The 12,942-nt window shown below is 65.2% G+C and carries 9 protein-coding genes; 3 read left to right on the top strand and 6 right to left on the bottom strand.

Annotated elements, in window-relative coordinates; genetic code table 11:
* Positions 1-18: 18 nt before the first annotated feature.
* A complete protein-coding gene (locus SM130_RS15270; RefSeq protein ID WP_102825192.1) occupies positions 19-1,791 on the bottom strand; it encodes an N-acetylglutaminylglutamine amidotransferase in 1,773 nt (590 codons plus the stop codon).
* A gap of 175 nt (positions 1,792-1,966) precedes the next feature.
* Here SM130_RS15270 and SM130_RS15265 point away from each other — a divergent pair, with 175 nt between their 5' ends.
* Positions 1,967-2,440, top strand: coding sequence for a MarR family winged helix-turn-helix transcriptional regulator (locus SM130_RS15265; RefSeq protein WP_102825193.1), 474 nt, complete (start codon positions 1,967-1,969; stop codon positions 2,438-2,440).
* 6 nt (positions 2,441-2,446) lie between these two features.
* Here the strand turns inward: SM130_RS15265 and SM130_RS15260 are convergent, their stop codons facing one another.
* Genes SM130_RS15260 through egtB form a run of 3 tightly spaced genes read right to left on the bottom strand, consistent with a single transcriptional unit; the run spans position 2,447 to position 6,487 of the window.
* Positions 2,447-4,222: a S8/S53 family peptidase gene (locus SM130_RS15260; RefSeq protein WP_102825194.1), complete on the bottom strand. Its 1,776-nt coding sequence runs from the start codon at positions 4,220-4,222 to the stop codon at positions 2,447-2,449.
* Positions 4,223-4,226: 4 nt separating this feature from the next.
* The gene (gene egtD / locus SM130_RS15255; protein WP_102825195.1) at positions 4,227-5,189 is read right to left on the bottom strand and encodes an L-histidine N(alpha)-methyltransferase; all 963 of its coding nucleotides are present in this window, start codon (positions 5,187-5,189) and stop codon (positions 4,227-4,229) included.
* A gap of 2 nt (positions 5,190-5,191) precedes the next feature.
* Positions 5,192-6,487: an ergothioneine biosynthesis protein EgtB gene (egtB, locus tag SM130_RS15250; protein ID WP_102825196.1), complete on the bottom strand. Its 1,296-nt coding sequence runs from the start codon at positions 6,485-6,487 to the stop codon at positions 5,192-5,194.
* 149 nt (positions 6,488-6,636) lie between these two features.
* Between egtB and SM130_RS15245 the strand changes: the two genes are divergently transcribed.
* On the top strand, positions 6,637-7,452 hold the full coding sequence (locus SM130_RS15245) for an OBAP family protein (protein ID WP_102825197.1): 816 nt from the start codon (positions 6,637-6,639) through the stop codon (positions 7,450-7,452).
* Positions 7,453-7,463: 11 nt separating this feature from the next.
* Here SM130_RS15245 and SM130_RS15240 read toward each other — a convergent pair whose 3' ends face one another.
* On the bottom strand, positions 7,464-8,159 hold the full coding sequence (locus SM130_RS15240; RefSeq protein WP_102825198.1) for an SDR family oxidoreductase: 696 nt from the start codon (positions 8,157-8,159) through the stop codon (positions 7,464-7,466).
* Positions 8,160-8,168: 9 nt separating this feature from the next.
* Positions 8,169-8,474 (bottom strand): hypothetical protein, encoded by a 306-nt coding sequence (locus SM130_RS15235; RefSeq protein ID WP_102825199.1) that lies wholly within the window; start codon positions 8,472-8,474, stop codon positions 8,169-8,171.
* 117 nt (positions 8,475-8,591) lie between these two features.
* Here SM130_RS15235 and SM130_RS15230 point away from each other — a divergent pair, with 117 nt between their 5' ends.
* Positions 8,592-12,935: a DEAD/DEAH box helicase gene (locus SM130_RS15230; protein WP_102825200.1), complete on the top strand. Its 4,344-nt coding sequence runs from the start codon at positions 8,592-8,594 to the stop codon at positions 12,933-12,935.
* Positions 12,936-12,942 lie beyond the last annotated feature (7 nt).

The following is a 12,942-nucleotide window of genomic DNA, read 5'->3' as shown; positions in this document are numbered from 1 at the left end:
CGACTTCATCGACTGCCCCTAAAGGCCTTGTTCGCTCAACCATAGGTTGACCGCCGCCAGCTGCCAGAGTTTTGAACCGCGCAGCGGAGTCAGCTGGCCATCCGGATCGGCGAGCAGCTTCTCCAGCGCCTGCGGGTTGTACAGCCCGCGCTCCTGGCTGGGATCGAGCAACATCTCGCGCACCCAATTGAGCGTGGCGCCCTGGAGATGCTTGAGCCCCGGCACCGGGAAATAGCCTTTCGGCCGGTCGATCACCTCGGCAGGAATCACCTGGCGTGCAGCCTCCTTGAGCACGTACTTGCCGCCCTCCGGCAGCTTGAACTTGGCCGGTATGCGCGCTGACAGCTCTGCCACGCGATAGTCGAGAAACGGCGTGCGTGCCTCCAGGCCCCAGGCCATGGTCATGTTGTCCACGCGCTTGACCGGGTCATCGACCAGCATCACCGTACTGTCGATGCGCAGCGCCTTGTCTACCGCCGCATCGGCGCCCGGCTGGGCGAAGTGCTGGCGAACGAAGTCGCCGGAGAAGTCGCCCTTGACCCATTGTTGCTGCACGGTCTCGGCGTATTCCTCGTAAGTGCGGTCGCGGAACGCAGCGAGGTAGGCCGCCACCGGGTCTTCGGCGCCATCCACCAGCGGGTACCAGTGGTAGCCGGCGAACAGTTCGTCGGCGCCCTGGCCGCTCTGCACCACCTTGCAGTGCTTGGCCACTTCCCGCGAGAGCAGGTAGAAGGCGATGCAGTCGTGGCTGACCATCGGCTCGCTCATCGCCTGGAGGGCGGCTGGCAACTGCTCGAGGATTTCCTTTTCCTGAATGCGCAGCTGGTGATGGCGCGTGTTGTAGTGCTTGGCGATCAGGTCCGAGTACTTGAACTCGTCGCCGCGCTCGCCGCCGGCATCTTCGAACCCAATGGAGAAGGTCAGCAGGTTTTCCGCCACGCCGGCTTCGCGCAGCAGGCCGACCAGCAGGCTGGAGTCGACGCCGCCAGAGAGCAGCACGCCAACATCCACCGCGGCACGCTGACGAATCGCCACGGCCTCGCGCATGGTGTCCAGGGTGCGCTGCTTCCAGTCTTCGAACGTGTAGTTGCGCTCCTCTTCACGGGCGCCGAATTCCAGCTCCCACCAGCGTTGGGTGGTGGTCGCACCGTTGGCGTCGACGCGCATCCAACTGGCCGGCGGTAATTTCTCGATGCCGGCAATCAGCGTGTCCGGCGCCGGAACCACGGCGTGGAAACTCATGTAGTGATTCAGCGCCACCGGGTTCAATACGCCGGCGATATCACCACCCTTGAGCAGTGCCGGCAGCGACGAGGCGAAGCGCAGGCGCTGGTCGGTGCGTGACAGGTACAGCGGCTTGACGCCGAGGCGGTCGCGGGCGATGAACAGCTGCTGGCTGTCGCGTTCCCAGATGGCGAAGGCGAACATGCCGTTGAGGCGCGGCAGCAGCGCTTCGCCCCAGGCGTGGAAGCCCTTGAGCAGCACTTCGGTATCGCCTTCGGAGAAGAAGCGATAGCCCAGGCCTTCCAGCTCTGCGCGCAGTTCGGGGTAGTTGTAGATGGCGCCGTTGAAGACCATCGACAGGCCGAGCGCCGAGTCGATCATCGGCTGGCCGGAGGCCTCGCACAGATCCATGATCTTCAGGCGCCGATGGCCCAGGGCGAGGGGCCCTTGGCTATGGAAACCGCACGCATCGGGGCCGCGCGCAGTCAGGTGTTGGGTGATGCGTTCAACCGCTGCCAGGTCGGCCGGGCGGTTATCGAAACGAAGTTCTCCAGCTATGCCACACATAAGATCCTTACCGGTTTAGCCGTTGGGGAGTGTGACTGACCCGTCACGGGCGAAGTTCAGCTTTTCAGACCAGCGCAGCGGCGCTGATACAGCCTGGATCGGGTCAGCCATCTTTTTACACCAAAACAAATAAATGCTTTGATGTCAAAGTTAGTTGCCAGCTAAAGGTTCGGTTATGGCTGATGAAACAGTTTCAAGCGAAAGCAATACTGCGGAGCTGGAGGCGTTCGAAATGCCGCTGTTCCAAGCCATGCGCAGGCTGCAGCAGGACGCCGAAGTGCATGCCAAACGGCTGGCGCGTTACGGCGGGCTCAGCCCGGTACAGTTGATGATCCTGCAGGTGTTGGCGAGCGAAGGGCAGCTCACGGCGAGCGCACTTAGCAGGCGGGTTAGCCTCACCGCCGCCACGCTGTCCGGGCAGATCGATCGGTTGGCTGAGCGCGGGTTGCTGCAGCGTCAGCGCGATGACCAGGACCGCCGGCGCCAGTGGCTGCTGCTCAGCGACAGCGGCCGGGCCTTGCTGCAGCAGGCACCGGCGCTGCTAGCGCCAGAATTCCGCGCGCGTTTCGCCGAGCTGCCGCAGTGGGAGCGTCACGCCCTGACCGCCGCCTTGCTGCGCGCCGCCGAGCTGTGCGGCGATATGGAGTGACCCGCCTTAGCGCGTGTTTTCCAGGCTCTTGACGGTCAGTTCCAGCGCCTTGCGCATGTCCAGCCGCGCCGAGCGGCCAACGTCGTTGTCGTCCAGCCGGTAGCCACGTTCGGATGGCAGGATCGGTGCCGTAAGGTCATCCGCCTCGGCTGGTTCGAAGTCCGACTCACGGCCGATGGTCATGGCACTGCGGCGCAGCAGTTCGCGCACCTGATCCGGCTCCAGCTCAGGGTTTACTGAAAGCATCGCACCCACCGCACCGGCGACCAGCGGCGTGGCGTAGGAGGTGCCGCAATGCACGTCGCCGCGCTGTTCGGGATCGAGCGTGGCAGCGCGGGTGCAGGCTGCGGCTGTTATATCCACGCGCATGTCGACATTCGACGATTTGCGCTTGCGCACGTAGTCGGGGTGTTCCACCGAGACCTTTTTCTGGTCGTTGCGCTCGTGGCCACCGACCACCAGCAACTGATCGGTGATGAACGAGGAGGGCAGTCGGTAGTCGTCGCGCCCGGAATGCGCCGAGCCGTTACCGGCGGAGTTGATCACCAGCACGTCCGGATGCTCGCGGCGCAGCCAGAGAAAGAACTCTTCGAGCAGCTCCTCGTAGCCGCTCATGGCGATCCCCGAGCGCAGCAGCGAATCCACCGGTTCGCCTTCCACGTCCACGGTGCCGATGCGATGAATGCCCCAGCTCCAGTTGAGGATGCGCGCGCCGTCCTCGACCAGATTCACCGAGGCCGCAATGTTGGCCGTGATGCCGGCGTCCGAGTTGCGCTCGACGATTACCTCGAAGCCCGGTCCGGTGCCATCGAGCGCGCTGAGAAAGCCCTGGTCGCGGGCATCACTGGCGTGCGCGGCGAGAATGCCGGCGACGCTGCTGCCGTGGTTGTCGGGTTTGTCGGCGTCACGGGCATAGAGGCAGGTGCGTTGCTGACTCGGATGGCAGGGTTGCAGGTATTCGGCGAAATGCGGCGCGTCGAAGTCGACCGCACGTTCGATGATGCCGATACGCACCGGCTGTTTTTCGCCGGTGCGCTGGCCGGCGGGGATGCGTTCGCGGTAGTAGTTCACGGCATCGAGAAAACGGTTTGCGGCCCATTCGCGGTTCTGCGGACGCTTTTGCTCCGGCGTCTTGCGGGGCTCCTGCTCGTTCTCGGCTGCAGACTCCTCGATCACCACGGCATCCACGCCGACCTCGCTGCCCAGGCGTAGCACCATGGCGTCGCGTTCGGTCAGGTTCTTTACCGCCAGTCGCAGCTGGTAGGTGTTCAGCGGAGGAATGGCGCCGACCACCTTGGCACCGTATTTCTCGGCGAGCTGTCGCGCCTTCTCAAGCCCCTCATGGTCCTCCTCGATGATCAGGCTGACCAGGTCGACGTAGGTGGTCAGGTCGTCCATGTTGCGCGCCACTTCATCGGGCGTAGCGGCGAGTACCTGGCTGCGTCCGGCCGACAGCCAGACCGGATTGCTCCGTTTGCCCTGATGTTCCAGCCACAGCGGACCGCTGCGAACCGCGTCCGGTGCGAGGGTCAGGCGCAGCTGATCGCCGTCACGCTGAAGCTTGTCGGCGCTTAGCTGCTTGCCGTCCAGATACAGCTGCAGCTCTGAGCGGGGCAAGCCTTTGGCGTGCAGGCACCAGCTCAGTGAATCTTCGGAGAAGAGGTCGCCGCAGCGCTTGAGCTGGGTGATGCGCATTGCCTCGTCAGCCGCTGCGGGGAGAGAAGTGAGGGCGCTTAACAGCCCCAGGCCAAAGATAGTCAAGGTGAAAGATCGTACTGCCATGGGATCAACGTCGCTCGAGGTAGTTAACGCTGAACAATCCGCGCGGGTCGGTCCACTGCCCCCGGCAGTCGAAGCCAGAGGCGCTCGCCAATGCGGCGAAGGATTCGAGCGTGTATTTGTAGGAGTTCTCGGTGTGCAGGCTTTCTCCGGCATCGAAGTGAAAGCGTCGTCCTTCGATGGTCACGTCCTGCGCGCCGGGGCTGATCAGGTGCATCTCGATGCGTGATTCGGCCTCGTTGTAGAAGGCCTGGTGGACGAAACGTGACGGGTCGATATCGCTGTCCAGCTCGTTGCGGATGCGCTGCAACAGGTTGAGGTTGAACGCGGCGGTGACATGGGCACGGTCGTTGTAGGCCGCCTCCAGCACTGCGCGATCCTTGACCAGGTCGACGCCGATCACCAGGCCGCCACCGGCCGGCAGCACATCGTGCAGGCGCTGCAGGAAGGCCGCGGCCTCGCTCGGGGTGAAGTTGCCGATACTGGAGCCGGGAAAGAACATCAGCGGATGCTCGCTGGTGAAGTCATCCGGCAGGTTCAGCTCGTGGGAAAAGTCGGTGCAGGCCGCATGCACCTCCAGCCACGGGTAGTCCGCGGCCAGACGCTGGGTGCTGCTGAGCAGGAAGTCCTCGGAAATATCGATGCCCAGATAGCTGGTCGGGTGCAGTGCCTCGAGCAGCAGGCGCACCTTGCGGCTGGCGCCGCTACCCAGCTCGATCAGGTCGCTGTGCGGCCCGGCGATATCGAGGATGTCGTTCGCCGCATCGGCGAGTATCTGCTCCTCGGTGCGGGTGATGTAGTACTCCGGCTGCCGGCAGATCTGCTCGAACAGCTCGGAACCACGGCGATCATAGAAAAATTTCGGTGACGCCCATTTCGGGCTGGCGGCGAAACCGGCAAGGGTTTCGTCGCGCAGCGAGGCGTCGTGTGGTTGTTGCAGCTGATCGTGAAAATGAATTGCCAGCGCCATGTTCAAAGCCCTCTGGCCAGGCGCAGCCCGGCGAACTGCCAGCGCATCGCCGGCTGGAAGAAATTGCGATAGGTGACCCGTAGGTGGGATTCAGGCGTGGCGCAGCAGCCTCCGCGCAAAACCATCTGGCCGGACATGAACTTGCCGTTGTACTCGCCGAGGCTGCCCTCCAGCGGGCGAAAACCCGGGTAAGGCAGGTAAGCGCTGGCGGTCCACTCCCAGACATCGCCAAATAATTGCCTGGGGCCGTCGTGACCCGGCAATGCAGCGACCGGCTGCAGGTGATCGCTCTCCAGAAGGTTGCCACGCAACGGTTGATCGGCCGCTGCGACTTCCCACTCCGCTTCGCTTGGCAGCCGCGCACCGGCCCAGCGTGCGTAGGCGTCGGCCTCGTAGTAGCTGATGTGGCAGACCGGCGCTTCCAGGTCTAGCGGACGCAGGCCGCCGAGGGTCATTTCGTGCCAGCTGGCATCTTCGCGTAGCCAGTACAGCGGTGCGTTCCAGCCGGCCTGCTGGATCAGATCCCAACCATCCGACAGCCACAGTTCCGGACGGGCGTAACCGCCGTCGGTGATGAACGATAGGTACTCGCGATTGCTCACCAGGCGTTCGGCGAGCTGGAAATCCTCGACGAACTGGCGATGCCGCGGGGTTTCGCAATCGAAGGCGAAGTCATTGCCGGCATGCCCGATGTGCTGCACGCCACCGGTAAATTCGTGCCAGCGTGGGCGCTCCGGGCCGCTTGGCTGCGGCTTGGCAAGATCGTGGCGATACACCGGATGCAGCGGGTTCTGCGCCAGGATGTGCTTGATGTCCATCAGCAGCAGTTCCTGGTGCTGCTGCTCGTGCTGCAGGCCCAGCCCGACGCGGCGGACGATTTCGGCGGCCTGCCCACGAGGCGCGTTGGCCAGTAGCTCGCCCATCGCCTGATCGACGTGTCGACGGTAGCGATAGATTTCCTCCACGCCGGGTCGTGACAGCACGCCGCGCTGCGTTCGCGGAAAGGGCAGGCCATGGGTCTGGTAATAGGAGTTGAACAGGTAGTCGTAAGCGTCGTTCAGGCGCCGGTAGCCGGGCAGATAAGGCAGCAGCAGAAAGGTCTCGAAGAACCAGCTGACATGAGCCAAATGCCATTTTGGCGGACTGACTTCGGGTGTGCTCTGGATAACGTAATCCTCGACCTGCAGCGGCGTGCAGATCGCCTCGCTGGTGGCGCGAACCTGTCGGTAGCGCTGCAGCAACAGATCGAGCTCTGCCAATGCCGGGTGCGGATGTGGCTGCTCTGCCAGGTTGCCCATGGCTGTCCCCCTACGGTTTGACGACCGAAACGGCCTCCCATAGCGACCCGGTACGCCGGGCAAAAGTTTCTGCCGACCGGCCCGGCAACGTTGCAGAAGAACCGGCCGCGTCCTGGTCACTGTGTATGAGCAAAGCAGGGGGTCGAGACATGCGAAAGTTAGTATTCCTGAGTTCCGCGGCGCTGCTGGCTGCCTGCGGACAGCACAACACCGCGTCCTATACCGAGGCGGCCGGGGCACCGAAAAGCGCCGAAACGCGCACGCTGGAGGCCGGTGCCAAGCTGTTGCAAGGCAAGGCTCCGCTGGATGCGGTGAGCGCCTATCTCAACGGCTTTCACTTCTACAACGGCGACATGGACGGGCAGATGGAGGCGCATCACTACGTCACCCGGCTGAATGAAGACGTGATGCAGGCGCTCATCTACGACGGCAACGGCCACGATGCGAAGCTCATGGGCGTTGAATACATCATCAGCGCACGCCTGTTCGAAACGCTGCCCGAGGACGAGAAACAGCTCTGGCACAGTCACGACTACGAGGTGAAGTCCGGCACGCTGGTCGCGCCCGGCCTGCCGCAGGTGGCGGAAAAGCAGCTGATGGAGCAGGTGGTCAGCACCTACGGCAAGACCTGGCACACCTGGCATACCGACCGCGACAAGGACCTGCCCTACGGCATTCCGGCGCTGATGATGGGCTTTACCGCGGACAGCCAGCTCGACCCCGCGCTGGAAAAGGCCCGTGATCAACGGCTCGGTGTAGATACCCAAGCAATCCGCCGTAACCGTCAGTCGATCCCGCAGCCCAAGGTTGATCCCGCGGCGAATGCCTGGGAGAAAGGTGAGGTAATCCAGCTGCAGCGGGTGCGCGGTGCCGGTGAGCACCGCCATGGCGATGCGGCCGGGCGGGCGGAAATCATCGAATCCGGCCGCTTGCAGCAACAGCAGCGGCGCAGCGACGAACGCTGACAGCTGTGCCGTTATATGTCGGCGTCGACCGGCGGTGTTGGGCGAATGAGGATTTCGTTTACGTCGACGTGTGCCGGCTGCGATAGCGCGTAGACCACCGCGCGGCCGATGTCTTCGGGTTGCAGGGCATAGGCTGGCGGCTCGTCGAACAGTGGCGTGTCGACCATGCCCGGTTCGATCAGCGTGACCCGCACGCCCGTGCCGCGCAGTTCTTCGCGCACGCTCAAGCCCATTCCGGTCACCGCCCATTTACTGGCGCTGTACATCGAACCGGGAATGACGAAGCGCCCGGCCGCCGAGCCGGTGAGCAGCAGATGGCCGCGACTGGCCTTGAGCGCGGCCAGGCTGCAGCGCAGGGTCAGCCCGACGCCGTAGACGTTGGTCAGCAGCATGGTTTTCCATACTTCGGGATCGGCAGCGCTGAAGCCGCCCTCGCTGCCGGGGATACCAGCGTTGGCGTAAACGGCGTCGAGCTGGCCATAGCGATCCAGTACACGCTGAACCATGGCCTGTTGCGCGGCGTAATCGGTTACGTCGCAGCGAATGGCGAGTGCGCGCTGCGGCCCGATCTCATCGACCAGGTGCTGCAGCTTGGTTTCGGAACGTGCGGCGAGCGCCAGCCGATAGCCGGCCGCCGCAGCCAAGCGTGCAGTCGCCGCGCCGATGCCGGACGAGGCGCCGGTGATCAACAGTACGGGATCGCTCATGCCGGCTCCTCAGTAGTTCGGCGTGGTTTCCGGGATGGCGCTGGCGTCGGTGATGAAGGGCATCGTCCATGGCTCCAGGGCGCAGCCCTTGTCGATCAGCTCCTGACGGGTCTGCTCGATCACTTGTGCCATGCGCAACGGGTCGGCGTAGTCGCGCACCTGCGCTACCCGCGTGATTTCCTCGCCCTTGCCGTTCATCACGGTGAAGCCGAAGCTGTCGTCCTCGGGGTTGGCGCTGGTCACGCAACCGCAGGGCAGAAAGGCTTCCGAGGCCAGTTGCATGGCGTTGTCGAGGCTGAGCGGGGTAGTCGTCATGGTTATCTCCGTTGCGTTGCTGGTGTCTGGAGTTGACCGCCATATCCCAAGGCCGTTTCGCCACCACCGACCGGCTGTCGCTTGTGCAACGGCCGGAGCGCCACCATATTCATCGGCATGAGCATGCCATCTGCCGATCCCCTTAGCCGTTTCCACCCCGCTGTAGCGGGCTGGTTTTCCCGCAGCTTTCCCGTGCCGACGCCGGCCCAGGCGTCGGCCTGGCCGCTGATCCGCGCGGGGCGTTCGACTCTGGTCGCCGCACCGACCGGCTCGGGCAAGACGCTGACCGCCTTTCTTGCGGCCATCGACGCGCTGGTGCAACAGGGCCAGGCCGAGGGCGGGCTGGCTGACGCTACGCGGGTGCTCTACGTCTCGCCGTTGAAGGCGTTGTCCAACGACATCCATATCAACCTGGAAGAGCCGCTCGCCGGAATCACGGCGGAGCTAGCGCGGCTAGGGTTGCCGCCGCTGGAAATCCGCACCGCGGTGCGCACCGGCGACACACCGCAGGCCGAGCGCAATGCGATGCGCAAACGGGTGCCGCACATCCTGGTCACCACGCCGGAATCGCTCTATGTCCTGCTCGGCTCCGCATCCGGCCGCGAAATGCTCGCTGACGTACAGAGCGTTATCGTCGATGAGATTCACGCCATCGCCGGCAACAAGCGCGGCAGCCACCTGGCGTTGTCGCTGGAACGGCTGGAAGCGCTATGTGGCAGGCCGCTTGTGCGCGTCGGCTTGTCGGCTACGCAAAAGCCGATCGATGCGGTCGCGCGCTTTCTAGTGGGCGTCGAGCGACCGTGCGAGATCGTCGATATCGGCCATGGGCGCGCTCGCGATCTGGCGCTGGAAGTGCCGCCGGTGCCGCTGGAAGCGGTCATGAGCAACGACACCTGGGCACTCGTCTACGACCGTCTCGCGGCGTTGGCTGGCGAGCATCGCACCACGCTGGTGTTCGTCAACACGCGGCGTATGGCCGAGCGCACCACGCGGCACCTGGCCGAACGGCTGGGCGCTGAGGTGGTGGCTGCGCACCATGGCAGCCTGGCCCGCGAACAGCGTCTGACCGCCGAGCAGAAGCTCAAGCGCGGCGAGTTGCGGGTGCTGGTTGCGACGGCCTCGCTGGAGCTGGGGATCGACATCGGTGATGTCGAACTGGTCTGTCAGCTGGGCTCGCCGCGCTCGATCTCGGCGTTTCTGCAGCGGGTCGGGCGGGCTGGGCATCAGGTAGCGGGTGTCTCCAAGGGACGGCTGTTTCCCAGTTCACGGGACGACCTGATCGAGTGCGCCGCGCTGCTCGACGCGGTACGCCGTGGCGAGCTGGATACGCTGAAGATCCCGCAGGCGCCGCTGGATGTACTGGCGCAGCAGATCGTCGCCGAAGTGGCCTGCCGTGAGTGGGGCGAGGAGGCGTTGCTGCAGCTGTTTCGCCGGGCGATGCCTTACGCGGCACTCGACGAGGCAACCTTTCAAGCGCTGCTGCGGATGCTCGCCGAGGGCTACACCACCCGCCATGGAACGCGCGGTGCCTACCTGCATCGCGACCTGGCGACACGCAGCCTGCGTGGCCGGCGCGGCGGGCAGCTGACCGCGCTGACCTCCGGCGGCACCATCGCTGATAACGCCGATTACGCCGTGCTGCTGGAACCGCAAGGGCTGAACATTGGCACGGTGAACGAAGACTTCGCCGTGGAAAGCCTTGCTGGTGATGTGTTCCAGCTGGGCAATACGTCCTACCGCATCCTCAAGATCGAAGCCGGGCGGGTGCGTGTCGAGGATGCCCAGGGTATGCCGCCAAGCATCCCGTTCTGGCTGGGCGAGGCGCCGGGGCGCAGCGATGAGCTGTCCTTTGCCGTGGCACGCCTGCGCGATGACATTGAGCAGTGTCTGAACGATGCCGACCCCACCAAAGTGGTGGCCGAAGACTCGACAGCGGGCTCGCGCCTGAGGCCTGCCATCGACTGGCTCACCGGCACTCTAGGCCTGGCGGACGAAGCCGCGCGGCAAATCGTCGAGTACCTGGCCCGCGCTCGCTCGGCGCTAGGGGCGTTGCCGACCCAGCAGCGACTGGTGATGGAGCGCTTCTTCGACGAATCCGGTGGCACCCAGCTGGTCATTCATTCGCCTTACGGCAGTCGGATCAACCGCGCCTGGGGCTTGGCGCTGCGCAAACGCTTCTGCCGCACCTTCAATTTCGAACTGCAGGCGGCGGCGACCGAAGACGCCATCATCCTTTCGCTTTCCACCAGCCACAGCTTCCCGCTGGCGGAAGTCTGGCGCTACCTGAATTCGGCCAGCGCCGAGCAGGTGCTGATACAGGCGCTGCTGGATGCACCGCTGTTTGGCGTGCGCTGGCGCTGGATCGCCACCACAGCGCTGGCCCTGCCGCGCATGGCTGGCGGACGCAAGGTGGCGCCACAGCTGCAGCGCATGAAGAGCGAAGACCTGCTGGCCACGGTGTTCCCCGATCAGGTCGCGTGCCTGGAAAACATCGTCGGCGAGCGCGAGATTCCGGACCATCCGCTGGTGCGACAGACCCTCGAGGACTGCCTGCACGAGGCCATGGACAGTGAAGGTTGGCTCGCGCTGCTGCGCCGCATGGAAGGCGGTGAGATCGAGCTGCTGGCCCGCGACCTGCCGGCGCCATCGCCGCTGGCCATGGAGATTCTCGGCGCACGCCCGTACGCCTTTCTCGATGACGCGCCGCTGGAAGAACGACGCACCCAGGCGGTGTTGGCGCGGCGCTGGAGCGATCCGGAATCGAGCGATGATCTCGGCGCGCTGGACCCCGAGGCAATCGCCGCGGTGCGCGAGGAGGCCTGGCCCGAGGCGCGCAATGCCGACGAGGTGCACGAAGCGCTGACAGCCTTGGCCTGTGTCGCCGAATCCGAGGCCACTGCGCAGCCGCAGTGGCTTGAATGGCTGGCCGAGCTGGCCCGTGCCGGGCGCGCGACGCGTATGCAAGTGGCGCATGACCGCGTCCTCTGGCTGCCACTCGAGCGGCTGATGTTGCTGCGCGCGATCTATCCGCAGGCCCCGTTCGAGCCGCATCTGCAGGCGCCCGCCGGGTACGACCAGCCGCTCGCGGAAGAGGATGCGCTGGTCGAGCTGATTCGCGCCCGGCTGAGTGGCTTCGGTCCGTTACCCGTGTCCTTGATCGCGCGGCCGCTGGCATTGCCGGCTTCTGCCGTCGCGACGGCGCTGATTCGCCTGGAAAGTCAGGGTTACGTGATGCGCGGGCGTTTCAGCGCCGGTGCGGTGGAAGATGAGTGGTGCGAGCGGCATTTGCTGGCGCGCATCCATCGCTACACGGTCAAACGCCTGCGCAGGGAGATCGAGCCCGTCGAGCGTGCCGATTTCATGCGTTTTCTTGCTGATTGGCAGCATCTTTCTGGCGAAACGCGGATGCAGGGACGCGAAGCGCTGGCGGGCGTAGTCGAGCAGCTCGAGGGCTATCAGGCAGCTGCTGCGGCCTGGGAAGCCGACCTGTTGCCGGCGCGCCTGAAGGACTACGGCGGAACCTGGCTGGACGAACTGTGCCGCTCTGGTCGCATCGTCTGGACGCGACTGGCCGGACGGCTCAAGGCCAGCGGCGGGCCGGTACGCGGCACGCCGATCGTGCTGCTGCCGCGCCGCCAGCTGCCGGCCTGGTACGCGCTGGCCAGCGACGCACCGGCGCCGGAAATGTCTGCACGGGCGCAGCGGGTGTTCGATTGCCTGCAGGCCCAGGGCGCGCTGTTCTTCGATGAATTGCAGCACGAGGCGCACCTGCTGCGCAGCGAGCTGGAGGGCGCCCTTGGCGAGCTGGTGGCGGTGGGGCTGGTGAACGCCGACAGTTTCGCCGGTCTGCGCGCATTGCTGGCGCCGGCGAGCAAACGCTCGCGCACGACCCGCCGCAGCCGTGGCGGCGCCTTTATTGGCGGCATGGACGATGCCGGCCGATGGGCGCTGGTGCGCAAGCCAGGCATACCAAACGATACGGCGCGACCAGCCGCGGTCGATGTCGAGGCGCTGGAGCATATCGCCCGCGTACTGCTACGCCGCTACGGTGTGGTGTTCTGGCGCCTGCTGACGCGTGAGGCCGACTGGCTGCCGCCTTGGCGCGAGCTGTTACGGGTTTACCACCGGCTGGAAGCACGCGGCGAGATTCGTGGCGGGCGCTTCGTCGCCGGTGTGGCTGGTGAGCAATTCGCCCTGCCGGAGGCGGTCGGTCTGCTGCGAGAAGTGCGCAAGCGGCCGCTGACCGGCGAGATGCTGGCCGTTTCGGCGGTGGACCCGCTGAATCAGCTGGGCGCGCTGTTGCCGGGCAGCAAGGTGCCGGCATTGGCAACAAACCGGATTCTCTATCGCGACGGCACGCCGCTGGCGGTGCTGGTGGCTGGCAAGCCGCAATGGCTGGTCGAACTGGATGAAACCGGGCAGCGCGAAGCGCGCCGGCTGCTAACACCGGCAAGACGCTAAGCGCCAG

The sequence above is a fragment of the Stutzerimonas stutzeri genome, from assembly GCF_038561965.1.
In the GTDB taxonomy this organism is placed as follows: Bacteria; Pseudomonadota; Gammaproteobacteria; order Pseudomonadales; family Pseudomonadaceae; genus Stutzerimonas; species Stutzerimonas stutzeri_AA.
This window is presented reverse-complemented; position numbering and strand designations above follow the sequence as displayed.